The sequence below is a fragment of the Micrococcus sp. genome (assembly GCF_034179925.1).
GTDB lineage: Bacteria > Actinomycetota > Actinomycetes > Actinomycetales > Micrococcaceae > Micrococcus.
In genome coordinates, this window is record NZ_JAXFPG010000004.1 from 1 (window position 1) to 23826 (window position 23826).

Annotated in this window: 20 protein-coding genes and 1 tRNA gene; 18 read left to right on the forward strand and 3 right to left on the reverse strand. The window is 73.8% G+C overall.

Annotated features, from left to right (window positions below):
- Nucleotides 1-168: 168 nt before the first annotated feature.
- Nucleotides 169-987 carry a DUF1648 domain-containing protein gene (locus SPI96_RS00780; protein ID WP_321080461.1) on the reverse strand — a complete coding sequence of 273 codons (819 nt, stop codon included), beginning with the start codon at nucleotides 985-987 and terminating at the stop codon, nucleotides 169-171.
- A 341-nt stretch (nucleotides 988-1328) separates the two neighbouring features.
- Here SPI96_RS00780 and hisI point away from each other — a divergent pair, with 341 nt between their 5' ends.
- The 11 genes from hisI (at nucleotide 1329) to pyk (ending at nucleotide 16106) form a co-directional block, all read left to right on the forward strand.
- Nucleotides 1329-1715, forward strand: coding sequence for a phosphoribosyl-AMP cyclohydrolase (gene hisI, locus SPI96_RS00785; RefSeq protein WP_321080462.1), 387 nt, complete (start codon nucleotides 1329-1331; stop codon nucleotides 1713-1715).
- Nucleotides 1712-3268, forward strand: coding sequence for a chorismate-binding protein (locus SPI96_RS00790; protein WP_321080463.1), 1557 nt, complete (start codon nucleotides 1712-1714; stop codon nucleotides 3266-3268). Before hisI ends, SPI96_RS00790 begins: the two co-directional genes overlap by 4 nt.
- The gene (locus tag SPI96_RS00795) at nucleotides 3268-3930 is read left to right on the forward strand and encodes a Trp biosynthesis-associated membrane protein (RefSeq protein ID WP_321080464.1); all 663 of its coding nucleotides are present in this window, start codon (nucleotides 3268-3270) and stop codon (nucleotides 3928-3930) included. The genes SPI96_RS00790 and SPI96_RS00795 overlap by 1 nt, the downstream gene beginning before the upstream one ends.
- A 115-nt stretch (nucleotides 3931-4045) precedes the next feature.
- On the forward strand, nucleotides 4046-4348 hold the full coding sequence (locus SPI96_RS00800; protein ID WP_321080465.1) for an HGxxPAAW family protein: 303 nt from the start codon (nucleotides 4046-4048) through the stop codon (nucleotides 4346-4348).
- Nucleotides 4348-5160: an indole-3-glycerol phosphate synthase TrpC gene (trpC, locus tag SPI96_RS00805; protein ID WP_321080466.1), complete on the forward strand. Its 813-nt coding sequence runs from the start codon at nucleotides 4348-4350 to the stop codon at nucleotides 5158-5160. The genes SPI96_RS00800 and trpC overlap by 1 nt, the downstream gene beginning before the upstream one ends.
- A 33-nt stretch (nucleotides 5161-5193) precedes the next feature.
- A complete protein-coding gene (gene trpB, locus SPI96_RS00810) occupies nucleotides 5194-6504 on the forward strand; it encodes a tryptophan synthase subunit beta (RefSeq protein WP_321080467.1) in 1311 nt (436 codons plus the stop codon).
- A gap of 8 nt (nucleotides 6505-6512) precedes the next feature.
- On the forward strand, nucleotides 6513-7319 hold the full coding sequence (gene trpA, locus SPI96_RS00815; protein WP_321080527.1) for a tryptophan synthase subunit alpha: 807 nt from the start codon (nucleotides 6513-6515) through the stop codon (nucleotides 7317-7319).
- An 18-nt stretch (nucleotides 7320-7337) separates the two neighbouring features.
- Nucleotides 7338-8258, forward strand: coding sequence for a prolipoprotein diacylglyceryl transferase (gene lgt / locus SPI96_RS00820; RefSeq protein ID WP_321080528.1), 921 nt, complete (start codon nucleotides 7338-7340; stop codon nucleotides 8256-8258).
- A gap of 132 nt (nucleotides 8259-8390) precedes the next feature.
- Entirely contained in the window at nucleotides 8391-13049 is a 4659-nt protein-coding gene (gene gltB / locus SPI96_RS00825; RefSeq protein ID WP_321080468.1) for a glutamate synthase large subunit, read from the forward strand.
- A complete protein-coding gene (locus SPI96_RS00830; protein ID WP_321080469.1) occupies nucleotides 13042-14502 on the forward strand; it encodes a glutamate synthase subunit beta in 1461 nt (486 codons plus the stop codon). The genes gltB and SPI96_RS00830 overlap by 8 nt, the downstream gene beginning before the upstream one ends.
- A 122-nt stretch (nucleotides 14503-14624) precedes the next feature.
- The gene (pyk, locus tag SPI96_RS00835) at nucleotides 14625-16106 is read left to right on the forward strand and encodes a pyruvate kinase (protein ID WP_321080470.1); all 1482 of its coding nucleotides are present in this window, start codon (nucleotides 14625-14627) and stop codon (nucleotides 16104-16106) included.
- A gap of 36 nt (nucleotides 16107-16142) precedes the next feature.
- Here the strand turns inward: pyk and SPI96_RS00840 are convergent, their stop codons facing one another.
- Nucleotides 16143-16739 (reverse strand): ANTAR domain-containing response regulator, encoded by a 597-nt coding sequence (locus SPI96_RS00840; RefSeq protein ID WP_321080471.1) that lies wholly within the window; start codon nucleotides 16737-16739, stop codon nucleotides 16143-16145.
- 138 nt (nucleotides 16740-16877) lie between these two features.
- On the opposite strand from SPI96_RS00840, the gene SPI96_RS00845 reads away from it, so the two are divergent.
- The 7 genes from SPI96_RS00845 to SPI96_RS00875 all read left to right on the forward strand — a co-directional run bounded on the left by SPI96_RS00845 (nucleotide 16878) and on the right by SPI96_RS00875 (nucleotide 23249).
- Nucleotides 16878-16959: transfer RNA gene (locus SPI96_RS00845), tRNA-Leu, on the forward strand.
- Nucleotides 16960-17072: 113 nt separating this feature from the next.
- Complete coding sequence (locus SPI96_RS00850; protein ID WP_321080472.1) at nucleotides 17073-19934, forward strand: DUF4040 family protein; 2862 nt, start codon at nucleotides 17073-17075, stop codon at nucleotides 19932-19934.
- On the forward strand, nucleotides 19931-20407 hold the full coding sequence (locus tag SPI96_RS00855; RefSeq protein WP_321080473.1) for a cation:proton antiporter subunit C: 477 nt from the start codon (nucleotides 19931-19933) through the stop codon (nucleotides 20405-20407). The genes SPI96_RS00850 and SPI96_RS00855 overlap by 4 nt, the downstream gene beginning before the upstream one ends.
- Nucleotides 20404-22089, forward strand: a complete 1686-nt coding sequence (locus SPI96_RS00860; RefSeq protein ID WP_321080474.1) for a monovalent cation/H+ antiporter subunit D family protein — start codon at nucleotides 20404-20406, stop codon at nucleotides 22087-22089. The genes SPI96_RS00855 and SPI96_RS00860 overlap by 4 nt, the downstream gene beginning before the upstream one ends.
- Nucleotides 22090-22118: 29 nt before the next feature.
- Nucleotides 22119-22574: a Na+/H+ antiporter subunit E gene (locus SPI96_RS00865; protein WP_321080475.1), complete on the forward strand. Its 456-nt coding sequence runs from the start codon at nucleotides 22119-22121 to the stop codon at nucleotides 22572-22574.
- Nucleotides 22571-22861 carry a monovalent cation/H+ antiporter complex subunit F gene (locus SPI96_RS00870; RefSeq protein ID WP_321080476.1) on the forward strand — a complete coding sequence of 97 codons (291 nt, stop codon included), beginning with the start codon at nucleotides 22571-22573 and terminating at the stop codon, nucleotides 22859-22861. The genes SPI96_RS00865 and SPI96_RS00870 overlap by 4 nt, the downstream gene beginning before the upstream one ends.
- A 10-nt stretch (nucleotides 22862-22871) precedes the next feature.
- A complete protein-coding gene (locus SPI96_RS00875; RefSeq protein WP_321080477.1) occupies nucleotides 22872-23249 on the forward strand; it encodes a monovalent cation/H(+) antiporter subunit G in 378 nt (125 codons plus the stop codon).
- Nucleotides 23250-23300: 51 nt separating this feature from the next.
- Here SPI96_RS00875 and SPI96_RS00880 read toward each other — a convergent pair whose 3' ends face one another.
- A complete protein-coding gene (locus tag SPI96_RS00880; protein ID WP_414601881.1) occupies nucleotides 23301-23813 on the reverse strand; it encodes a hotdog fold thioesterase in 513 nt (170 codons plus the stop codon).
- Nucleotides 23814-23826: the final 13 nt, after the last annotated feature.

Consider the following 23826-nt stretch of genomic DNA (forward strand, 5'->3'; position numbering starts at 1 on the left):
GGGCCCCCCCCCCCCCCCCCCCCGGCCCCCGGGGGGCTACCGGGGCCGTTTGGGGTTGTACTCCCCCCCCCCTTCCGCCCCCGGAGCCACGCATGGGCGGGGTGGAGGAGAAGGAGAAAGCGGGGGTGGAGGTGAGGGGGAAGCGCGGGTGAGGCCCAGCGTCGTCCCTCAGCGGGCGGCGAGAGCCGCGGCCCAGAGCCCCGCCGGCAGCAGGACGCCGACGGCGGCCACGAACCCGACCACCAGCACTCGCCCGACGCGCGTGCCCACGTTGATCGTCAGGCCCATGCCGTAGCCGGGGCGCTTCGAGACCAGCACCTCCGGGACTGAGGGGTCGTCCAGCAGGCCGGTGGCGGTCCAGCGGGCGTCCTCGGCCTCCTCCTCGGCGGTGGGGTGGATGCCGGCGGCGCGGGCGCGCTCGGCCATGCGGCGGTGCTGGCCCGCCGTGAGCGGGCCGAGGCCGAACAGTGCCACGGCGGTCACGAGCGTGATCAGTAGGGGCATGGCCCACCAGCGGCCCGTGCCCGCCCCGTCGGCGGGCACCGACCAGGTGGCCTCCACACCGAACAGGGCCGTCCCCAGGCAGATCCAGCCCAGCAGGAGCGTGACGGCCCGTGCGGTGCCCTCGGCCTGGAAGCGGCGCCAGGTGCTGGGGTCAGCAGGGCCGTACGCGGCCACGAACCGGCGGATCAGGGCGAGCACCCCAGTCAGCACGACCGTCATTCCCAGTCCGATGAGCGGGACCGCCGCCGCCGTCCCTAGGTTCGTGGGCTCCCAAGCATCCGGGCGTCCGGCGGCGTCCCAGTGTGTGGGGATCTGCTCGTGCAGGGTCGGCAGCGCCCGCCAGACCAGCAGGATCAGGACGGCGTTCAGCACCGCGGCCGCCAGCATCGGCCACCAGGTGCGCCCACGTCCGGCGCGCAAGGCGGCGGCGTGGGGGTCGGCGTCGGGAGACGGGGTGCTGGGAGCGGGGTGGGTGCGGCTCATGGGCCCATGCTAAAGAGCAGGACCTCGCCGCCGTCGGCTCTCTCCCTGCCCCCGCCACCCCTTTTCCTCTCCCGCCCCACGCCAGCAGGCCACCACGCCAGCACGCCACACAGCCCATCGCCCTCACTCCCCACGCTCCGAGGGCGAAAGGGGCCGGAATTCCGCCCGAATAACGGCCCCTTTCGCCCCCGGAGCGTTGAGGCCCACGGAGCGTTGAGGCTTCCGGAGCGTTGAGGCCTCCGGAGCGCTGAAGCCACCCGGAACGGCCGAGCCCCACGCCAGCTCCCGGCGGTTCACAGCCCCGGCAGGCCCCCTGGACACCACACCTAGAATGGTCTGCCATGAGCGACTCCCGTGCCGCCGTGGATCCGACCCCCGCCGCGCCCCCCACCCCCGCCTTCAACGCCCGCGGCCTGGTGCCCGCGATCGCCCAGCAGCACGACACCGGCGAGGTGCTGATGATGGCGTGGATGAACGCCGAGGCCTGGCGCCTCACCCTGGAGTCCGGCTGGGCCACGTACTGGTCCCGCTCCCGGGGGGAGCTCTGGCGCAAGGGGGACACCTCCGGGCACCGCCAGCGTGTGGTCGAGGTCGCCCTGGACTGCGACGCCGACACCGTGCTGCTGCGCGTGGACCAGACCGGCCCCGCCTGCCACACCGGCACCCGCACCTGCTTCACCGGCCGCACCGTGGAGCTGCCCGCCCCGGCCGCGGAGGGCACCCGATGAGCCGCCCGGCGGGCGTGAGCCCCACCCGTGAACAGTTCCTCGCCCTGGCGGACACCGCCCGGGTGATCCCGGTCGTCCGCACCGTGCTGGCCGACGGCCTGACCCCCCTGGGCCTGCACCGCCGACTGGCCGACTCCCGGCCGGGCACCTTCCTCATGGAGTCCGCCGCCCCCGGCGCGGCGTGGTCCCGGTACAGCTTCGTGGGGGCCGGCTCCGCCGTCACCCTCACCGCCCGCGGCAGCGAGGCCGTGTGGCAGGGCACCCCTCCGGAAGGGCTGCCCACCACCGGGGACGCGCTCGAGGTCCTCGCCGAATCCCTGCGCCTGCTCGCCACCGACGCACGCGCCCACGTCGGGCCCGACCTGCCCCACCTGGTCTCCGGGTTCGTCGGCTTCCTGGGCTGGCCGGTGGTGCGCTCCTGGGAGCGCCTGCCCCACCCGCCCCAGGACGACCTCGGCCTGCCCGCCCTCGCCCTGAACCTCGTCACCGACCTCGCCGTGCACGACGCCCTCGACGGCACCGTCACCCTCGTGGCCAACGCCGTGAACGCCAACGGCCTGTCCACCGGCGCCGAACAGGCCTACGACGACGCCGTCGCCCGCCTGGACGCGATGGTCGCCTCCCTGCGCTCGGGCGTCGAGGACCCCGTGGACGAGGTCCCGTCCCACTGGTTCGAGGCCTCCGCCGAGGACATCGCCGCCCAGGCCGAGGACCGCTGGGGCGCCGCCGGGTTCCGCGCCGCCGTCGCCCAGGCCCAGCAGGCCATCCGCGACGGCGAGGTGTTCCAGGCCGTGGTCTCCCGCCGGCTGTCCGTGCCGACCCCCGTCTCCGGCGTCGACGTCTACCGGGTGCTGCGCATGGTCAACCCCAGCCCCTACATGTACCTGTTCTCCTTCGAGACCCCCGAGGGTGAGCCCTACGAGATCGTCGGCTCCTCGCCCGAGGCCCTCGTGACCGTCGAGGGCCGCCGCGTGGTCACCCACCCCATCGCCGGCTCCCGCCGCCGCGGCGCCACCGCCGAGGACGACGCCCTGCTCGGCAAGGAGCTCGCCGCGGACGAGAAGGAGCGCGCCGAGCACCTCATGCTCGTGGACCTGGCCCGCAACGACCTCTCCCGCGTCAGCGAGGCCGGCTCCGTGGAGGTCACCCAGTTCATGGAGCTGGAGGCCTTCAGCCACATCCTGCACCTGGTCTCCCATGTGGAGGCCCGCCTGCGCGAGGACGTCACCGCCCTCGACGCCCTGCGCGCCGCCTTCCCCGCCGGCACCCTCTCCGGGGCCCCCAAGCCCCGCGCCCTGCAGCTGCTGGACGAGTGGGAGCCCACCGACCGCGGCCCCTACGGGGGAGTGGTCGGCTACTTCGACCTCGCCGGGGACATGGACATGGCCATCAACATCCGCTCCGTCACCCTCGCCGGCGGCCGCGCCCACGTGCAGGCCGGTGCCGGGATCGTCGCGGACTCCAACCCGGAGGCCGAGGCCGCCGAGACCGTCACCAAGGCCACCGCCCCGCTGCGGGCCGTCCTGGCCGCCACCGCCATGCAGGAACTGTGATGCGCCGCCGCACCGTGGTGCTCGCCGCGCTCGCGGCCGGTGCCGTGGTCCTGGTGGCCGCGGGCCAGCCCTGGGTTGCGGCCTCTGGGCTCGAGGGCACCGTGGCCGAGACCGCCGTGACCACCGGCCGTCAGGCGTCCCCGGCGGCCGCGGCGCTGGCCCTGGTGGTGATGGCGGCCGCGCTGGCCCTGACTACGGTGCGCCGGTTCGGCCGCACCGTGGTGGCCGTCGTGCTCGTACTGGCGGGGGTGGTGATCGCCGCCGGGGCGGTGGGCGCCGGCCTGGACCCGGTCGGCACGGCTGCCGGGGCGGTCGCCGAGGCCACGGGCACCACCGCAGGCGCCCGCGAGCACAGCGTGAGCGCCTGGCCGTGGGTCGCCGCCGCCGGCGGTGTGGCCGTCTCCATTCTCGGGGTGATCACCTTGGTGGTCGGCCGCCGCTGGAGGCAGGGCCGCCGCTATGAGGCCGCCGGCGGCACCTCGGGCACGGGGTCTGCGACCGGTGCGGCCTCCGCCACCGGGGACGACGCCGGCCGGGCCGGGCCCTCCGCCGCCTCCGGCTCGTCCGTGGCCTCCGCCTCCACTGCGGCTGCCAGCCCCGACGAGACCCTGGACCGGATGGACGCCTGGGACGAGCTCTCCCGGGGCAACGATCCCACCTGAGCCGCACCGGGCGGGGCACGTCGCGCCGGGCCCCGGCGGGGGCGGCCGTGGCACAATGAGGGGCAGTCGTCACCGCACCACCGACGCCAGCCATCACGCAGAACGAGGGACCTCCATGACCCACCCGCACACCACCGCGCACTCCACCCCCGGGGCAGGTTCGCACGCCGCCGAGACCGAGCTGACCGTGCTCGAGGACGGCCGCGTGCTCAACGACCCGACTCACGCCCGGCCCATCGGCCACGGCAACTCCACCGGGGGCTGGCTCATGGCCGCCCTCGTCGTGGTCGGCTTCGCTGCCGGCTGCGTCGGCCTGCTGGCCGACCTGCCGTTCCTCGTGTGGGCGGGCGTCGCGATGATCGTCGCGGGCGCCGTCGTCGGCATTGTGGCCCCCAAGCCCGCCGACGACGCCCACTGATGTCCGCAGGCTCCACCGTCCTGGACTCGATCGTCGCCGGGGTCCTCGAAGACCTCGAGACGCGTCGGCGCACGCTCTCCGACGCCCGCCTGGCCGAGTTCGTGGCCGCCGCACCGGCCCCTCGTGACGCCCACGCGGCGCTGGCCGGCGGCCGGTACGACCCGGCCGGCATCCGGGTGATCTCCGAGGTCAAGCGCGCCAGCCCCTCCAAGGGGACGCTGGCCGAGATCCCGGAGCCGGCCGCCCTGGCCGCCGAGTACGAGCGCGGCGGTGCCTCCGTGGTGTCCGTGCTCACCGAGCAGCGCCGCTTCGGCGGCAGTCTGGCGGACCTGGACGCCGTGCGCGCCCGTGTGGACCTGCCCGTGCTCCGCAAGGACTTCACGGTCACCGAGTTCCAGATCCACGAGGCCCGGGCCCACGGTGCGGACCTCGTGCTGCTGATCGTCGCCGCCCTCGACGACGCCCGCCTCACCGGGTTCCTGCAGCTGACCGAGTCCCTCGGCATGCACGCGCTCGTCGAGGCCCACACACCCGAGGAGATCGAGCGGGCCGTGGCCGTTGGCGCCCGGATTCTCGGCGTGAACGTGCGGGACCTGAAGACCCTCGACGTCGACCCGGCCCGCTACGCCGCCCTCGCCGGGCAGCTGCCGGAGGACGTCGTGCGCGTGGCCGAGTCCGGCGTCGAGTCCGACGCCCAGGTGCGTGCCTACGCCGACGCCGGCGCGGACGCCGTGCTCGTGGGCGAGGCCCTCGTGCGCCACGGCGACCCCGCCGGGGCCGTGCGCGCCTTCCGCGCCGCCACCGCGCGCTGACCCAACCGACCGACCCACCAGGAGGACGCTCCCATGAGCCCCACCCCGCCCACCGACCCTGCGGGCCCCTACAGTGCCCAGCGCGGCCCGTACTTCGGGTCCTTCGGAGGGGCGTGGATGCCGGAGTCCCTCATGGCCGCCCTCGAGGAGGTCACGCGCACCTATGAGGCCGCCCGTGAGGACCCGGCCTTCGAGGAGGAGCTGCGCGGCTACTACCGCGACTACGTCAACCGCCCCTCCCTGCTCACCGAGGCCCCGCGCTTCGCGGCGGACTGCCCGGGTGTGCGGATCTTCCTCAAGCGCGAGGACCTCAACCACACCGGCTCCCACAAGATCAACAACGTGATCGGCCAGGCCCTGCTGGCCCGCCGGATGGGCAAGACCCGCCTGATCGCGGAGACCGGCGCCGGCCAGCACGGCGTGGCCACGGCCACCGCCGCCGCCCTGTTCGGCATGGACTGCACCGTGTACATGGGGGAGGAGGACACCCGCCGCCAGGCCCTGAACGTGGCCCGCATGCAGATGCTTGGCGCCGAGGTGATCCCGGTGACCATCGGCGCCCGCACCCTCAAGGACGCCATCAATGAGGCGCTGCGCGACTGGGTGGCCTCCGTGGACACCACCCACTACCTGCTGGGCACCGTCACCGGCCCGCACCCGTTCCCCGCGATGGTCCACTGGTTCCACTCGGTGATCGGCGATGAGGCCCGCGCCCAGGTGCTCGAGCAGACCGGCCGGCTGCCGGCGGCCGTGGCCGCCTGTGTGGGCGGCGGGTCGAACGCCATGGGTCTGTTCCACGGGTTCCTGGACGACGCCGGCGTGGAGCTCTACGGCTTCGAGGCCGGCGGCGACGGCCTGGAGACCGGCCGCCACGCCGCCTCCATCACCCTGGGCCGCACCGGTGTGCTGCACGGGGCCCGCACCTACCTGATGCAGGACGAGGACGGGCAGACCATCGACTCCCACTCGATCTCCGCCGGCCTGGACTACCCGGCCGTCGGCCCCGAGCACGCCTACCTGGCGGAGACCGGCCGCGCCGTGTACGAGCCTGTCACCGACACCGAGTGCATGGACGCGCTGCTGCGCCTGACCCGCACCGAGGGCATCATGCCCGCCATCGAGTCCGCCCACGCCCTGGCCGGTGCCCTGCGCCTGGCCCACCGCTGGCACGAGGAGGGCCTGGTGGGGGAGGACACCCCCGAGGGCGAGGAGCGGATCATCGTGGTCTCGCTCTCCGGGCGCGGCGACAAGGACGTCGCCACGGCCGCCGAGTGGTTCCACCTCGGCCGCGCCCACGAGGAGAAGGACCCGCTCGAGGAGATGACCCCCGGAGAGGAGCAGTGAGCCCCGCCATGCAGACCCCGTCCGCGGCCTCGAAGACCGCCGCCGCCATTCAGGCCGCCCACGCCGCGGGGCGGACCGCCCTGGTCGGCTACCTGCCGGCCGGGTTCCCCTCCGTGGCCGAGAGCATCGAGGCGGCCGTGCAGCTGGGCCTCAACGGTGCCGACATCATCGAGATCGGCCTGCCCTACACGGACCCGGTGATGGACGGCCCCGTGATCCAGGACGCCACCCAGCGCGCCCTGGCCGCGGGCTTCCGCGTGGCCGACGTGTTCGAGGTGGTGCGTGCGGTGGCCGAGCGCACCGGCGCCGCCGTGCTTGTGATGACCTACTGGAACCTCGTGGACCGCATGGGTGTGCGCGAGTTCGCCCGCCGCCTGGCCGAGGCCGGCGGGGCCGGGCTGATCACCCCGGACCTCGTGCCGGAGGAGGCGGCCACCTGGCTCGAGGCCTCCGAGGAGTTCGGCCTGGACCGTGTGTTCCTCACCGCCCCCTCCTCGACCGACGCGCGGGTCCGCCTGACCGTGGAGTCCTCGCGCGGGTTCGTCTACGGGGTGTCCGTGATGGGCGTCACCGGCGCCCGTGATGCTGTGTCCGATGCCGCCGAGGCCGTGGTGCGCCGGGCCAAGGAGGCTGGCGCCGAGCATGTGTGCGTGGGCCTGGGTGTCTCCCGGGCCGAGCACGTGCGGGAGATCGGGCGCTACGCGGACGGGGCGATCGTGGGTACCGCCCTGGTCAAGGCCCTGTCCACCGGCGGCCCGGACGCGGTGGGTGCGCTGACGCGCGAGCTCGCCGCCGGCACCGTCCGGGAGGGCTGAGCTGTGGGCCAGGCCCTGCTGACCTCCCTCACGGCCCCGGTCGGGGCGATCCCGGCGCCGATCTGGGACGGCTTCCAGATCGGCCCCGTGAAGATCCACGCCTACGCGTTGTGCATCATTGCCGGCATCGTGCTGGCCCTGTGGCTGTCCGAGCGGCGCTGGAGGGAGCGCGGTGGCCCCGAGGGACGCGTGCTGGACATCGCTATCTGGGCGATCGTCTTCGGCTTCGTCGGCGGTCGGCTCTACCACGTGTTCACCTCGCCGGACCGCTACTTCGGCCCGAACTATGACGGCACCGGGGACCCGGTCAAGATCCTCCACGTGTGGAACGGCGGCCTGGGCATCTGGGGTGCTGTGGCCCTGGGCGCGGTGGGTGCGTGGATCGCGTGCCGCCGGTACGGTCTGCGCCTGACGGCCTTCGCGGACGTCGTGGCCCCGGGTCTGTTGCTGGCCCAGGCCGTGGGCCGCTGGGGCAACTGGTTCAACCAGGAGCTCTTCGGGGGCCCGACCACCCTGCCCTGGGGCCTGCGCGTGGACTCGACCCACCCGAACTTCCCGGCCGGGTACCCGGCCGACACCCTGTTCCACCCCGCCTTCCTCTACGAGTGCCTGTGGAACCTGCTCGGCGTGGCTCTGCTGCTGTTGTTGGACCACCGGCTGCGCCTGCGGCACGGCATGATGATCTGGTCCTATGTGGCCTGGTACACCGCCGGTCGGGTCTGGATCGAGATGCTGCGCATCGACGACGCCCAGATGGTCACCGTGCTCGGCATGACCGCTCGTCTCAACGTGTGGACCTCGGTGCTGCTGTTCCTCGTTGCCGTCGGCTTCCTGGTGGCGATCGCCGTGCGTCGTGGTGCGAGCGCCATCGGTCCCCGCGCCCACGAGGACGTCCACCGGGGGCTCGAGGCGGACCGGGAGACCCCCGCCGTCCACTGAATGAGACTCCGCCCCGCCTCCGGCCCGCCCGGGCGCGGCTGCGGCTACGCTGGCCCCGCGCCGACCGTCCTGAGGTCGGCCCGGGGCCAGCGCCGTCCCCGAACCGATCCACTCCGCAGCGGAAGGACGGCCATGCACCACGCCGACGCATCCACCCTCCCCACCCCGGCCCGCCCGGAGCGCGACCCGTTCGTGCGCTTCGCCGGCCTGCCGCCGGCCCAGGGCCTCTACGACCCGGCCCGGGAGCGCGACGCCTGCGGCCTGGCCGTCATCACCACCCTGCGCGGCACCCCGGGCCACGACATCGTCCAGCACGCCCTGACCGCCCTGCGGGCCCTCGAGCACCGCGGCGCCATCGGCGCGGACGAGGGCACCGGCGACGGCGCCGGCCTGCTCACCCAGATCCCGGACGCCTTCCTGCGGGCCGTCGTGGACGTCGACCTGCCCGCCGAGGGCGGCTACGCGGTGGGCACCGCCTTCCTGCCGACCGAGGAGGGCGAACGAGCCGAGGCCGAGGCCGACCTCGCCCGCCTGGCCGCAGCCGAGGGCCTGGACCTGCTGGGCTGGCGCGACCTGCCCACGGACCCCAGCGCCATCGGCGAGGGCGCCCGCCAGGCGATGCCCGTGTTCCGCCAGGTGTTCCTCGCCCCTCAGGCGGGGGAGGACCTCCAGGCCCCCGGCCGCAGCCTGGACCAGCGGGCCTGGCGTCTGCGTCGGCGCATGCAGCGTCTGGGCGTCTACTTCCCCTCGCTGAGCTCGCGCACCCTGGTGTACAAGGGCATGCTCAGCACCGCGCAGCTCGAGCCGTTCTACCCGGACCTGTCCGATGAGCGCTTCACCACGCGCATCGGCATCGTGCACTCACGCTTCTCCACCAACACCTTCCCCTCCTGGCCGCTGGCCCAGCCCTTCCGGATGATCGCCCACAACGGCGAGATCAACACGGTGCGCGGCAACCGCAACTGGATGCGCGCCCGCCAGGGTCAGCTGCGCCACCCGCTGCTCGGCGACGTCCCCGAGGAGCTGTTCCCGATCGTCAGCCCGAACGGCTCGGACTCGGCCTCCCTGGACGAGGTCGCCGAGCTGCTGCTGCTGGCCGGACGGCCCCTGCCCGAGGTGATGGCCATGCTCATCCCCGAGGCCTGGGAGAACGACCACGCCATGGACCAGGCGCGGCGGGACTTCTACGAGTACCACTCCCTGCTCATGGAGCCCTGGGACGGGCCCGCCGCCGTGGCCTTCACCGACGGCGTGCAGGTCGGCGCCGTGCTCGACCGCAACGGCCTGCGCCCGGCCCGCTACTGGGTCACCGACGAGGGCCTGGTGGTGCTGGCCTCCGAGGTCGGGGTGCTGCCGCTGGCGCCGTCGTCGATCGTGCGCAAGGGCCGGGTGGCCCCCGGGCGCATGTTCCTCGTGGACACCGCCGAGGGGCGGATCGTGGAGGACGACGAGGTCAAGGACGGCCTGGCCCGCTCCCGCCCGTGGGGCCAGTGGGTGCGCGAGAGCCTGACACGCATGGACGATCTGCCCCAGCGCGAGCATGTGGAGCACGGCGCCGAGTCTGTGCGCCTGCGCCAGCGCGTGTTCGGGTACACCACCGAGGAGCTGCGCCTGCTGGTCGGTCCCATGGCCGCCACCGGCGCCGAGCCGCTGGGCGCGATGGGCTCGGACACCCCGATCGCCGTGCTCTCCCAGCGCCCGCGCCTGCTGTTCGACTACTTCACGCAGACCTTCGCGCAGGTCACCAACCCGCCGCTCGACGCGATCCGCGAGGAGCAGGTCACCTCCATGCGCACTGCGATCGGCCCCAGCGGGGACCTGCTGGCCGAGGGCCGCCTGGCCTGCCCGGTGATCGACCTGCCCCACCCGGTGATCGACAACGAGGAGCTCGCCCGGATCGTCCACCTGCGCGACGACGACGGCACCGCCCTGACCCTGCGCGTGCGCGGGCTCTACCGGGTGGCCGGCGGCGCCGAGGAGCTGCGCGCCCGCATCCAGGAGATCTGCGAGAAGGTCTCCTCGGCGGTGCGGCGCGGCGTGCGCTACGTGGTGCTCTCCGACCGGGACGCCAGCGGCCAGTGGGCGCCGATCCCCTCGCTGCTGCTGACCTCCGCCGTCCACCACCACCTGCTCGCCGCCGCCAGCCGCACCGCCACCTCCCTGGTGGTGGAGGCCGGCGACGTCCGCGAGGTCCACCATGTGGCCACGCTCATCGGCTACGGCGCCTCCGCCGTGAACCCCTACCTGGCCATGGAGTCCGCCGAGGACCTCGTGCGCGAGGGCGTGCTCACCGGCGTCACCGCCGAGCAGGCCGTGGGCAACCTCCTGCGCGCCCTGGGCAAGGGCGTGCAGAAGATCATGTCCAAGATGGGCATCTCCACGGTCGCCTCCTACTGCGGGGCCCAGACCTTCGAGGCCGTGGGCCTGTCCCGCCGGCTCGTGGACCGCTACTTCGCCGGCACCGTCTCCCCGCTCGATGGCGTCGGCCTCGAGGTGATCGCCGCCGAGGTCGCCGCCCGCCACGAGCACGCCTTCCCCGCCGACGGCAACGACCCGAACCCGGCCCGTGAGCTCGAGACTGGCGGCGAATACCAGTGGCGCCGCGACGGCGCCCCCCACCTGTTCGACCCCGAGACCGTGTTCCGGCTGCAGCACTCCACCCGCGAGCGCCGCTACGACATCTTCAAGGACTACACCCGCCGCGTGGACGAGCAGGCCGCATCCCTGATGACCCTGCGCGGACTGTTCCGGCTGAACGCGGGGGAGCGGACCCCGGTTCCGCTGTCCGAGGTGGAGCCGGTCTCCGAGATCGTCCGCCGCTTCGCCACGGGTGCGATGTCCTACGGCTCCATCTCCCAGGAGGCCCACGAGACCCTCGCCGTGGCCATGAACCGGCTCGGCGCCCGCTCCAACTCCGGTGAGGGCGGCGAGGACCCCGAGCGCCTCCTCGACCCCGAGCGCCGCAGCGCCGTCAAGCAGGTCGCCTCCGGCCGGTTCGGGGTGACCAGCCTCTACCTGGCCACCGCGGACGACATCCAGATCAAGATGGCCCAGGGCGCCAAGCCCGGCGAGGGCGGCCAGCTCATGGGCACCAAGGTGTACCCGTGGGTGGCCCGCACCCGGCACTCCACCCCCGGCGTGTCCCTGGTGTCCCCACCCCCGCACCACGACATCTACTCCATCGAGGACCTCGCCCAGCTCATCCACGACCTCAAGCGCGCCAACCCCGAGGCCCGCGTGCACGTGAAGCTGGTCTCCGAGTCCGGTGTGGGCACCGTGGCCGCGGGCGTGGCCAAGGCCAAGGCCGACGTCGTGCTGATCTCCGGGCACGACGGCGGCACCGGCGCCTCCCCGCTGAACTCCCTCAAGCACGCCGGCACCCCCTGGGAGCTCGGCCTGGCCGAGGCCCAGCAGACCCTCATGCTCAACGGCCTGCGCGAACGAGTCACCGTGCAGGTCGACGGCCAGCTCAAGACCGGCCGGGACGTGGTGATCGCCGCCCTGCTCGGCGCCGAGGAGTTCGGCTTCGCCACAGCCCCCCTGGTGGTCTCCGGCTGCATCATGATGCGCGTGTGCCACCTGGACACCTGCCCGGTGGGCGTGGCCACCCAGAACCCCGAGCTGCGCAAGCGCTTCACGGGCCGGCCCGAGTACGTGGTGAGCTTCTTCGAATTCATCGCCCAGGAGGTCCGCGAGCTGCTGGCCGAACTCGGCTTCCGCACCCTCGACGAGGCCATCGGCCACCGCGAGCTGCTGGACGTGGACGCCGCCCTGCACCACTTCAAGACCGAGGGCCTGGACCTGAGCGGGGTGCTCGCCCCGCCGGAGGTCGGCCGCCGCCCCGGCGAGGGCGAGGACGCACCGCTGCGCCGCGGCGTCTTCCAGGACCACGGCATCGAGGGCCACATCGACAACCGCATGATCGCCCGCCTCGGGGACGTCCTTGACGGCGGCGCGCCCGTCCGCCTCGAGGAGACGGTGATCAACACCGACCGCTCCGTCGGCACCCTGCTCGGCTACCACGTGACCCGCGCCCGCCTGCGCGAGGACCTGCCCGAGGACGCCATCACCGTGGACCTGCGCGGCGAGGCAGGCCAGTCCCTGGCCGCGTTCCTGCCCGCCGGCGTGACCCTGCGCCTGTCCGGCGACGCCAACGACTACGTCGGCAAGGGCCTGTCCGGCGGCCGTGTGGTGTTGCGCCCCGACCCCGCAGCACCCTTCGCCGCGGAGGAGAACATCGTGGCCGGCAACGTCGTCGGCTACGGCGCCACCTCCGGTGAGCTGCTGCTGCGCGGCCGGGTCGGCGAGCGCTTCCTGGTGCGCAACTCCGGCGCCACGGCCGTCGTCGAGGGCATCGGCGACCACGGCCTCGAGTACATGACCGGCGGCCGCGCCCTCGTGCTCGGCCCCACCGGGCGCAACCTCGCCGCCGGCATGTCCGGCGGCACCGCCTGGGTCCTGGACCTCGACCGCACCCGCCTGAACCCCGTGGCCGCCGAGCACGACCTGCTCCTGCACACCCCCGACGCCGACGACCGCCGCACCGTGGAGCAGCTGCTGCGCCGCCACCGCGACGAGACCGGCTCCGCCGTCGCCGCCCGCCTGCTCGACGAGCTCGCCGACGCCGCCGGCGACGACACCGCCCTCCAGGGCTTCTGGGAGCGGTTCACCACCCTCGTGCCCCGCAGCTACGCCGCCGTGGTGGCCGCGCTCGCGGAGCTCGAGGACGAAGGACTGGACCCGGACGGCGAGGCCGGCTGGGCACGACTGCTGGAGGCGACCCGTGGCTGACCCCCGAGGATTCCTGACCCACCGTGAGCGCCAGGAGCGTCCCTACCGGCCCGTGCCGGTGCGCATCCTGGACTTCAAAGACGTCCACCTGCGCCAGGACGAGGCTGTGGTGTCCACCCAGGCCAGCCGCTGCATGGACTGCGGTGTGCCGTTCTGCCACGCCGGCTGCCCGCTGGGCAACCTCATCCCCGAATGGAACGATCTCGTCTACCGGGGCGACTGGGACAGGGCCGTGCACCGTTTGCACGCCACGAACACCCTGCCCGAGGTGACCGGGCGGATCTGCCCGGCCCCCTGTGAGGCTTCCTGCGTGCTGGGCATCAACCAGCAGCCGGTGACCATCAAGCAGGTGGAGCTGGCGGTGGCCGACCACGCGTTCGACGTCGACATGCTCACCCCCGTGGTGCCGGCCCGCAAGAACGGGCGCACGGTGGCCGTGGTGGGCTCCGGCCCGGCCGGGCTGGCCGCCGCCCAACAGCTCACCCGTGCCGGGTACACGGTGGTGGTGTACGAGAAGGAGAACCGCCCCGGCGGCCTGCTGCGCTACGGCATCCCGGACTTCAAGCTGGAGAAGGACCTGATCGACCGCCGCCTGGAGCAGCTGCGCGCCGAGGGCACCCGCTTCCGCACCGGTGTGGAGATCGGCGAGGACATCACCTGGGATGAGCTGCGCCGCCGGTTCGACGCGGTGGTCGTGGCCACCGGTGCCCCCGTGGCCCGCGACCTGCCCATCCCGGGCCGTGGCCTGGACGGCATCCACCTGGCCATGGACTACCTGGTGCCCGTGAACCGGCAGCAGGCCGGGGACGTCGAGGAGGTGCCCGTGGACGCCCGCGGCCGCCACGTGGTGATCCTCGGCGGCGGCGACACCGGTGCTGACTGCCTCGGCACCGCCCACCGCCAGGGTGCCGCCTCCGTGACCACCCTGGCCATCGGCCGCCGCCCCCCTGAGGAGCGTCCGGCGCACCAGCCCTGGCCCACCGTGCCGACCCTGTTCGAGGTCTCTTCGGCCCACGCCGAGGGCGGCGAGCGCACCTTCCTGGCCTCCACCGTCCGCTTCCTCGGCGACGAGAACGGCCGGGTCCGGGCACTGGTGGTGGCCGAGACCGAGTACCTGCCCGACGGCACCCGCGGCCCCAAGGCCGGCACGGAGCGGGAGATCCCCGCGGACCTCGTGCTGCTCGCCCTGGGCTTCACCGGTGCCGAGACCGGCCAGCTCACCGAGCAGACCCGTGCCGAGGCTCCGCGCGGCCTGCCCACCCGTGACGCCACCTACATGACGGCCGAGCCCGGCGTGTTCGTTTGCGGCGACGCCGGCCGGGGCGCCTCGCTCGTGGTGTGGGCCATCGCCGAGGGCCGGGCCACGGCCGCGGCCGTGGACGCCTGGCTCACCGGGCAGACCCGCCTGGACGCCCCCGTGGCCCCCACGGACCGGGGGATCGTGCTGCAGTGAGCCGTGCCGGGGCGGTCCGCCGCCCCGGCCGGCGGCCCGCGTGTCCCGGCCGACGGCCTGCACGCCCGGCACAGCGCGTCCACTGTCGGATCCGAGCCGGGCGGGGGCCTAGAGTGGCGAACATGCGACACGCCAAGATCATCGCCACCTTCGGGCCCGCCACCGCCACCGACGAGACCACCCGAGCGATCATCCGGGCGGGGGCCGACGTCATCCGCCTCAACATGAGCCACGGCGAGCACACCGTGCACGCCGACGCCGTGGAGCGGGTCCGCCGCCTGAGCGTGGAGGAGGAGCGCCCCGTTGCGATCTTCGCGGACCTGCAGGGCCCGAAGATCCGCCTGGGCCGCTTCGCCGACGGCCCGCACCGGCTCGAGGTGGGGGACCGGTTCACCATCACCACCCGCGAGGTCCCCGGCGACGCACGGCTCGTGGGCACCACCCACCGCGGCCTGCCCGGGGACGTCGCCCCCGGGGACACCCTTCTGGTGGACGACGGCAAGGTGCGCCTGCGTGCCGTCGAGGTGACCGACACCGACGTCGTCACCGAGGTCGAGGTCGCCGGCACCGTCTCCGACAACAAGGGCATCAACCTGCCCGGCGTGGCCGTGAACGTGCCCGCCCTGTCCGAAAAGGACGAGCAGGACCTGCGCTGGGCCCTGGGCGTCGGCGTGGACATGATCGCCCTGTCCTTCGTGCGCGACGCCGCGGACATCTCCCGCGTCCACGAGATCATGGACGAGGAGGGCCGCCGGATCCCCGTGATCGCCAAGATCGAGAAGCCCCAGGCCGTGGAGAACCTCGAGGCCATCGTCGACGCCTTCGACGCCATCATGGTGGCCCGCGGCGACCTCGGCGTGGAGCTGCCCCTGGAGGAGGTCCCCGTGGTGCAGAAGCGCGCCGTGGACCTCGCCCGCCGCTGGGCCAAGCCGGCGATCGTGGCCACCCAGGTGCTCGAGTCCATGATCGAGAACCCCCGCCCCACCCGCGCCGAGGCCTCCGACTGCGCCAACGCCGTACTCGACGGCGCCGACGCCGTCATGCTCTCCGGCGAGACCTCCGTGGGCGCCCACCCCGTGACCACCGTGGAGACCATGGCGAGGATCATCGAGTCCACCGAGACCCACGGCCTCGAGATGATCCACCCGCTCGGCTCACGCCCCCGCACCCGCGGCGGCGCCCTCACCCGCGCCGCCGTGGAAGTGGCCGACACCCTGGACATCCCGTTCCTGGCGACCTTCACCGAGTCCGGGGACTCCGCCCGCCGCCTGTCCCGGCTGCGCCCCCGCCAGCCCATCTACGCGTTCACCCACCAGGAGCACACCCACAACATCCTCTGCCTCACCTGGGGCGTCTACCCGAAGATGGTCCCGTTCGCCGCCTCCACGGACGAGATGACCCTGCAGGTGGAGGCCTCCCTGACCCGCGAGGGCATCGCCCACACCGGCGACCTCGTCGTCATCGCCGCCGGATCGCCCCCCGGGCAGGTCGGCTCCACGAACACCCTGCGCGTGCACCGCGTGGGCGACCAGGTCACCGGGGCCGACGGCGCCGCCGTCGACAAGGAGCCGATCGCCTTCTGGTCCGCCGGAACCGACCACTGACCAGGGGGCGGGGAACCCCGACCGGGGAGGGGGCGCTCAGCCCCCGACCTGGTCCACCACGGCCTGCGCCACCTGGCGCATCGTCAGACGGCGGTCCATCGAGGTCTTCTGGATCCACCGGAACGCCTCGGCCTCGGTCAGCCCCATCCGGCTCTCCAGCAGGGACTTCGCCCGGTCCACGAGCTTGCGCGTCTCCAGCCGGTCCCCGAGGTCCCGGACCTCCGCCTCGAGACCGCGCAGCTCGTCGAAGCGCGCCACGGCCAGCTCGATGGCCGGCACCACGTCCGCCTCGGTGAACGGCTTGACCACATACGCCATCGCCCCGGCCGACCGGGCACGCTCCACGAGGTCCCGCTGCGAGAACGCGGTGAGCATCACCACGGGTGCCAGGCGCTCGCGGGCGACCTCCTGGGCGGCGGCGATCCCGTCCATCACGGGCATCATCACATCCATCACGACGACGTCCGGGCGGTGCTCGCGCACGGCGGCGACGGCGGCCTGGCCGTCCCCGACCTCGGCGACCACGTCGTAGCCCGCCCCGGAGAGCATCTCCACGATGTCGAGGCGGATCAGGGCCTCGTCCTCGGCGACGACGGCCCGCAGGCGGGGGGTCTCGGCAGCGGCGGTGGTCATGGGCCCTCCTCTGGACGATGGGAGGCGGCGGCGCACAGCGTCCGCCGCAGTGCCACCAGGGTACCGTCCATGTCTTCTGCGGAATCCCGTGTGTGGCCGCTGGTACAGTGGCGCGGGTCCGTCGGGTTCGACGGGCAGGCCCGAATGGTGGAATCGGTAGACACGCCGCACTCAAAATGCGGTGCCGCAAGGCGTGTGGGTTCAAGTCCCACTTCGGGCACGTCGTGGACGTCGTCGTCGCAGGCCGGATGGGCACCGGTGCCCCTGCAGTCGTCTGCGCCGCGCTCGGCGTCGACGCCTCGCCGTCCCGTCCGCCCAGCCCCCGGGGTGCCCATGCTCCTTCTCAGCCTCCTGCTCACCGTCGTTGCCATGGCCGCGGCCGTTCCCCTCGGCCGTGTGCTCGGCCGGGACGCCGGGTGGGTGCTGGCCCTGCCCCTGCTCGGTGCAGCGGCCCTGCTGGCCACGGCCTGGCCTCAGGTGGCCGCCGGCACCGTGGTGCGCGAGCACGTCCCGTGGCTGCCCTCCCTCGGAGCGGACCTGGACCTGCGCCTGGACGGGCTCGGGCTGACCTTCGCGATGCTCGTCCTCGTGATCGGCGCCGGTGTGCTGGCCTACTCCAGCCGCTACCTGGCCCGGGACCGCGCCCACGCCCGCCCCGGCGGGTTCTACCTGCTGATGACGTTCTTCGCGGCCTCCATGCTGCTGCTCGTGCTCGCGGACAACCTCGTGGTGCTGTTCGTGGCGTGGGAGTTCACCACCTTCGCCTCCTACTTCCTGATCGGTCGCTCCGGCGATCACGCCCGGGACTCGGCCGTGCGGACCCTGCTGGTCACCATGGGCGGCGGCCTGGCCCTGCTGGCGGCCGTGGCCGTGATGATGAGCGCCGCCGGCACCGGCTCGGTGACCGGGGTGCTGGCTTCCCCGATGTGGCAGGACCCGGCCACCAGCACCCTCGTGGCGGTGCTGCTGGCGGTGGCCGCGTTCACCAAGTCCGCGCAGTTCCCCTTCCAGGCGTGGCTGCCGGACTCGATGGTGGCGATCTCCCCGGTGTCCGCGTACCTGCACGCAGCCGCGATGGTGAAGGCCGGCATCTTCCTGCTGCTGCTGTTCAGCCCCGTGCTCGCCGGCCACCCCACGTGGTCCGCCCTGCTGATCGGCAGCGGCCTGATCACCGCCGTCTTCGGCGCCGTGGCGGCCCTGCGCCGTCACGACCTCAAGGGCCTGCTGGCGTACTCGACCATGAGCCAGCTCGGCCTGATCGTCGCGGCCGTGGGAGTCGGCACCGAGGCCGCGCTGCTGGCCGCCGTGGTGCATACCGTGGCCCACGCCCTGTTCAAGGCGGCCCTATTCATGCTGATCGGCGTGGTGGACCACGCCGCCGGCACCCGCGACCTGCGCGATCTGGCCGCCCGCCGCGTGCGCATGCCCGTCACCGGCACCGCCCTGGCCGTGGCCGCCGCCTCCATGGCCGGACTGCCCCCGCTGCTGGGCTTCGTGTCCAAGGAGGGCCTGCTCGAGGCCTCCCTGCACGCCCACGGCCCGGCCTGGCTGCCCGGGGTGGTGACCGCCGGCATCGCCCTGACCTCCGTGTTCACCGTGGCCTACTCGGGCCGTCTCGTGCTCGGCGCCCTGGGCCTGTGGGGCCCGGCCCCCGCCGGTGCCCGCACCACCTGGACCTCCGGGGCCGGGGCGCCGGTGCCCGAGGCACCCGCCGCCTTCTGGGCGGTGCCCGTGCTCGCCGTGCTGGCGTCCGTGGCCCTGGGCCTGGTGCCCGGCGTGCTGGACGGCTCGGTCTCGGCGGCCGCCGGGGCCGCGGCCGGTACCGGCGTGGGCGCCCACCTGGCCCTGTGGCACGGGATCACCCCGGCCTTGCTGATCACCGCCGGCGTCCTCGCCGCGGGTGCGGCGCTGATCCTGCTGCGCGGGCCCGTGGAGCGCATCGCCCAGCGCAGCGCGCTGCCGCTGTCCGGGCTGGCCGCCGTGGACGCCTCCCGGGCCTGGCTGGTGCGTTCGGGGGCGCTGGTCTCCCGCTCGGCCGGCTCGATCGCCCCCCGCGCGCACCTGATGGTCCCGGCCGTGGCGCTGGCGGTGCTGGGCCTGGTGGGCCTGGTCGGCCTGGAGGACCTGCCCGCCGTCGTCGGGGCGTCCTCGCGCCTGCAGGACTGGGTGCTCGTGGTGCTCGTGGCCGCCGGCATGGTCGCCACCCTGCGTGCGAAGTCCCGGATCTCGGCGATGGTCGTGGTCGGCACGGTCGGCTTCGGCGTCACCCTGTGGTTCTTCTCGCTCGGTGCGGTGGACGTGGCCCTGACGCAGCTGCTCGTGGAGGTCCTCACGGTGTGCGTCATGGTGCTGCTGCTGCGCCGCCTGCCGGCCCGCTTCCAGGAGGATGCGGTGCCCCACCGGGCGGTGGCCCTGGTGACCGCCGCCGCCGCAGGTGTGGCCGCCACCGCCGGGGTGCTCACCTTCACCGGGCGTCAGCCGATGTCCGAGATCGCGGAGTACTACCTCACGCAGACCTATGACCTCGCCGGCGGTCTGAACGTGGTCAACGTGATCCTCGTGGACTTCCGGGCCCTGGACACGTTGGGGGAGATGACCGTCCTGGGCGTCACCGGCCTGGCCGTGGCCGCTCTGCTGATGAACCGCCGCCCCGCCCCGCCGCTGCCCTCGGCCGTGGACGAGCGCTCCCCACTGGCCCACGCCCGGGAGAACCTCGTCTACGCGCGGGTGTTCGGCCGGGTGCTCGGCCCGGTCATCGTGGTGGTCTCCCTGGTGCTGCTGCTGCGCGGGCACTACGAGCCCGGCGGCGGCTTCATCGCCGCGCTCGTGGCCGGCGCCGGGTACGCGCTGATGTACCTGGCCTCCGCCACGGACGACGCCCCCGGCCTGCGCTGGCCCTACCGGGCGCTGATCGGCTCGGGTGTGGCCCTGGGTGCGGCCACCGGCCTGGCCGGGTACCTCACGGGCAAGGGCTTCCTCGGGGCCGCCTCCACGAAGGTCCTCGGCTACGGCCTGTCCACCACCCTCGCCTTCGACATGGGCGTCTACCTGGCCGTGCTCGGCCTCGTCGTGGCCGCGTTCACCCTCCTGGGCCCGGACACCTCGGCCACGCACGGGCGCCGTCGAGACCCGGACACCCCCACCGCATCCGTCGCCGCGGCCGAGGCCGCCGACCGAGAGGAGAGCCTGCGATGACCCTCGCACTCACCGTGGGCCTGCTGACCTTCGGGGCCTTCTACCTGTTCTCCAAGCGGGAGCTGCTCCGCGTGATCCTGGGCATGGTGCTCCTGGGCCACGCGGCCAACCTCGCGATCCTGGCCGCCGGCGGCACTGACCGCCGGGACCTGCCGTTCGAGCACTCCGGGGACCTGGCCCTGCAGGCCGACCCGCTGCCGCAGGCGTTCGTGCTGACGGCGATCGTGATCGCCTTCGCCGTGACCGTCCTGCTGCTCGTGCTGGCCGTCACCGGACGCTCCGACGACGCCGTCGCCGCCGCGGGGGAGGGAGCCGATGCCCTCGAGCAGTCCGCTGCGGACGCCCGCTTCCCGCGCGAGCAGCTGCGTGCCGCCGTCGCCGCCACCACCGGGGCCGTGCCGGATACCGGCCGCGGCACCGACGGCGGCCGGCACCACCGCCGCACCGACGCCGCCGAGGAGGCCCAGGCATGAGCGCCACCGCTGTGGGGCAGCTGCTGCCCCTGTTCGTCGCCGTCCCGCTGCTGACCGCGGGCCTGATCGTCGTGGCAGGGGACCGCCCCCGCCTGCACCGCGCCGCGGTGGCCGTGGTGCTCACCGCCGGCATGGTGGCCGGTGCCCTGCTGACCGCCCGCTCCCTGGACGGCTCCGTCGTGGCCGTGAACGTGGGCGGCTGGCCGGGAGGCATCGCCATCGGCATGGCCGCGGATATGCTCAGCGCGCTGATGCTCGTGCTCACCAACGGCCTGACCCTCGTGGGGGCCCGCTTCGCCTACGGCTCCCGTGTGGCCAATTCGATGTTCTTCGCCCCGTTCCTGCTGATCCTCATGGCGGGGGTCAACGGGGCGCTGCTCACCGCGGACCTGTTCAACCTGTTCGTGTTCATCGAGGTCATGCTGCTGCCCTCCTACGGGCTGTATGTGCTCTCGGCCAACCGTCGCGAGCCGCTGCGCCGTGTGGACGGGGCCCGCCTGTTCGTCACGCTGAACCTGCTGACCTCCACGATCCTCGTGGTCGGGGTGGCGTTCCTGTACGCGGTCACCGGCTCGGTGAACCTGGCCGTGCTGGCCGGGGCCGCCGCGCAGGACGACCGCGCCGCCCTGGCCGGGGCGATGGTCCTGTTCGCCCTGTCCATCAAGGCCTCCCTGTTCCCCATGCACGGCTGGCTCTCCCGGGCGTACCCGTCCACCTCCCCGGCCGTGACGGGCATCTTTGCGGCCCTGCACACGAAGGTCGCCGTCTACGCCCTGTACCGGGTGTACGCGGTGGCGTTCGACCTCGACGCCCGCTTCCTGCCGTTGATCCTCACCGTCAGCTGCGTGACCCTCGTGCTCGGTGCGCTCGCCTCGGCGGGCGAGCACGGCCCACGCCCGGTGCTGGCCTGGCAGATGGTCAGCGGCATCGGCGGCATCCTCGTGGGCCTGGGCGTGGCGAGCGTCCAGGGCCTGTCCGCGGGGCTGTTCTACCTGGTGCACCACATGGTGGTCATGACCTGCCTGCTCACGGCCACCGGCGCCGTCGAGGTGCGCTACGGCACCGGGCGCCTGGCGGACCTGCAGGGCCTGGCCCGCCGGGAGCCGGTCCTGGCCGCCGCCTTCGGCGTCGGCGCGCTCTCGCTGGCGGGGATCCCGCCGTTCTCCGGGTTCCCGGGCAAGCTCGCGCTCGTGGTGGCCGGCGTGGAGGCCGGGCGCACGACGACGGTCGTCCTGCTGCTGCTGGCCTCGCTCGTCACCCTGTGGGCGTTGCTGCGCGTGTGGAACGCCTGGTTCCTCGGCGAGCCGGTGGCCCCGCACGGGCACCGCGAGCGCCTGGCGACCGCGGCGCGGCCGATCGCGGCCGCGCAGGGGCGCCACGTCCAGGCTGCCGGCGCCCGCTCCTCGGGGGCCGGCTCCAGCACGGATGTCGAGCGCACCGAGTCCTGGGCCTCGTCCGAGACCCTGGCGGCGCCCACCGTGGTGTTGCCGGCCGCCGTCGGCCCGGGCGGGGACGTCCGTGCCCCGCGGATCCCGTGGAGTCTGACAGCCCCGGCGGTGCTCATGGCGGCGGCCACGCTGGCCCTGGGCCTGGGCGCCCAGGGCCTGGTGGCGCTGACCGACGTCGCCGCGGCCGGCCTCGAGGACCCTCACGCCTACATCGAGGCGGTGCTGAACCCGTGAGTCACGCCCACCCGACCCCGGAGGAGGCCATGTCCGCCCCGCATCCCGCCCCCTCGGCCGCGCCGCTCGAGGGCACCGTCGACCTCGCCCCGGGCACCGCCTCGGCGCTGTCCTGGCCCTGGCGGTGGCTCGTGTTCTGGTGCTGGTACGCCTGGGCGCTCGTGACCTCCTCGGAGGCTGTGCTCCAGGACCTGTTCACCCCCGGAGACCAGTCCCGTCCCGGCATCGCGCGTGTGCGCAGCAACTGCCGCACGGATGCCGAGGTCACGCTGCTGTCTGCACTGATCACCCTGACCCCGGGCACCCTGACCCTCGGCACGCGCCGGGAGGGCGCCGTGGGGGAGGAGGACGGTGACCGGCAGGCGCGGCGCCTGCTGTACGTCCACGGCCTGTACGCGGAGGACGCCGCTGCCCTGCGCACCGAGATCCACGACATGGAGGCCCGCATGCTGCATGCGATGCGCCGGACGGGGGTGGCCCGGTGAACCGCCTGTTCGAGCACGGGGACTGGTCCCTCGTGGGCATCGACCTCGCCCTGGCCCTGCTGCTGCTCTCGGCCTTGGCGGCCGCCTACCGGATCCTGAAGGGTCCGCGCGACGCCGACCGGGCCGTCTCCGGTGATCTGCTCACCTTCAGCGTCATCAGCATGCTGACGCTGCTGGGTGTGCGCGCGGGCATCGCGTTCACATTCGACCTCGTGCTCGTCGCCGCGATCGTGGGGTTCCTGTCCGGCATGTCCCTGGCCCGCGCGCTCACGCGCGGCCGACGTTGAGGAGGCTCCCGTGGACCTGGTCCTGACCGTGATCGGCTCCGTGCTCGTGGTGCTCGGCGCGCTCGTCTTCCTGGGTGCGGCCGTCGGCCTGATCCACTTCCCGGACCCGTACACTCGCATCTCGGCCACCGGCACCGCCGGCGGCGTCGGCATGATCCTGGTGACGGTGGGCGCGCTGACGCTCATGCCCTCGGTGGCGAACACCGTGAAGGTGGTGTTGATCGTGGTGCTGCAGCTGGGCACTGCCTCGGTGGCCACGATGGCCCTGGCCCGTTCGGCCTACCTCACGGGGGTGCCCATGCGCGAGGGCCACTATGACGACCTCGCCGAGGACACCCCAGCGCAGGCGGCCGGCTCGGCGGGCGTCGACGTCGACGATCAGCGCTGACCTGACCTGACCGACCCCGAACCGGCTCGCGCTGACCCGGCCGGGCCCCACTCAGCGGGGCTCGAGCACCATGTTGGTCATGCGGGCGGTGGACAGCCGCCGGCCCTGCTCGTCCGTCATCACGATCTCGTGCGTGGTGAGGGTCCGGCCCAGGTGCACGGCGGTGGCCGTGCCCGTCACCAGGCCGGAGCGGGCGGCACGGTGGTGGGTGGCGCCGATCTCTGTGCCGACCACGCCGCGGTCCGGGCCAGCGTGCATGGCCGCGGCCACCGAGCCGAGGGTCTCGGCAAGCACCAGGTGGGCGCCGCCGTGCAGCAGCCCCACGGGCTGCTCGTTGCCGGCCACGGGCATGGTCGCCACTGTGCGCTGCGCGGAGACCTCCAGGAACACGATGCCCAGCTTCAGGGCCAGCGGGCTCAGGCCCCGCGAGTCCAGCCGCCCCGCCAGCTCCGGCGGGATCCCGGCTGTGCGGGCCAGGGCCTCGGCCTGCTCAGGCGGGAACGACGGCGTCGCCCCCGGGGTGAAGGACAGGTGCGCGAAGGGGTGGGCAGCGGGATCGGCCATGCCCACTAGGCTG

What these genes read in the sequence shown, in the direction of transcription:
- SPI96_RS00780 (WP_321080461.1), bottom strand. Translation starts at nt 987, where the DNA reads ATGAGCCGCACCCACCCCGCTCCCAGCACCCCGTCTCCCGACGCCGAC.
- hisI (WP_321080462.1), top strand. Translation starts at nt 1,329, where the DNA reads ATGAGCGACTCCCGTGCCGCCGTGGATCCGACCCCCGCCGCGCCCCCC.
- SPI96_RS00790 (WP_321080463.1), top strand. Translation starts at nt 1,712, where the DNA reads ATGAGCCGCCCGGCGGGCGTGAGCCCCACCCGTGAACAGTTCCTCGCC.
- SPI96_RS00795 (WP_321080464.1), top strand. Translation starts at nt 3,268, where the DNA reads ATGCGCCGCCGCACCGTGGTGCTCGCCGCGCTCGCGGCCGGTGCCGTG.
- SPI96_RS00800 (WP_321080465.1), top strand. Translation starts at nt 4,046, where the DNA reads ATGACCCACCCGCACACCACCGCGCACTCCACCCCCGGGGCAGGTTCG.
- trpC (WP_321080466.1), top strand. Translation starts at nt 4,348, where the DNA reads ATGTCCGCAGGCTCCACCGTCCTGGACTCGATCGTCGCCGGGGTCCTC.
- trpB (WP_321080467.1), top strand. Translation starts at nt 5,194, where the DNA reads ATGAGCCCCACCCCGCCCACCGACCCTGCGGGCCCCTACAGTGCCCAG.
- trpA (WP_321080527.1), top strand. Translation starts at nt 6,513, where the DNA reads ATGCAGACCCCGTCCGCGGCCTCGAAGACCGCCGCCGCCATTCAGGCC.
- gltB (WP_321080468.1), top strand. Translation starts at nt 8,391, where the DNA reads ATGCACCACGCCGACGCATCCACCCTCCCCACCCCGGCCCGCCCGGAG.
- pyk (WP_321080470.1), top strand. Translation starts at nt 14,625, where the DNA reads ATGCGACACGCCAAGATCATCGCCACCTTCGGGCCCGCCACCGCCACC.
- SPI96_RS00840 (WP_321080471.1), bottom strand. Translation starts at nt 16,739, where the DNA reads ATGACCACCGCCGCTGCCGAGACCCCCCGCCTGCGGGCCGTCGTCGCC.
- SPI96_RS00850 (WP_321080472.1), top strand. Translation starts at nt 17,073, where the DNA reads ATGCTCCTTCTCAGCCTCCTGCTCACCGTCGTTGCCATGGCCGCGGCC.
- SPI96_RS00855 (WP_321080473.1), top strand. Translation starts at nt 19,931, where the DNA reads ATGACCCTCGCACTCACCGTGGGCCTGCTGACCTTCGGGGCCTTCTAC.
- SPI96_RS00860 (WP_321080474.1), top strand. Translation starts at nt 20,404, where the DNA reads ATGAGCGCCACCGCTGTGGGGCAGCTGCTGCCCCTGTTCGTCGCCGTC.
- SPI96_RS00865 (WP_321080475.1), top strand. Translation starts at nt 22,119, where the DNA reads ATGTCCGCCCCGCATCCCGCCCCCTCGGCCGCGCCGCTCGAGGGCACC.
- SPI96_RS00880 (WP_414601881.1), bottom strand. Translation starts at nt 23,813, where the DNA reads ATGGCCGATCCCGCTGCCCACCCCTTCGCGCACCTGTCCTTCACCCCG.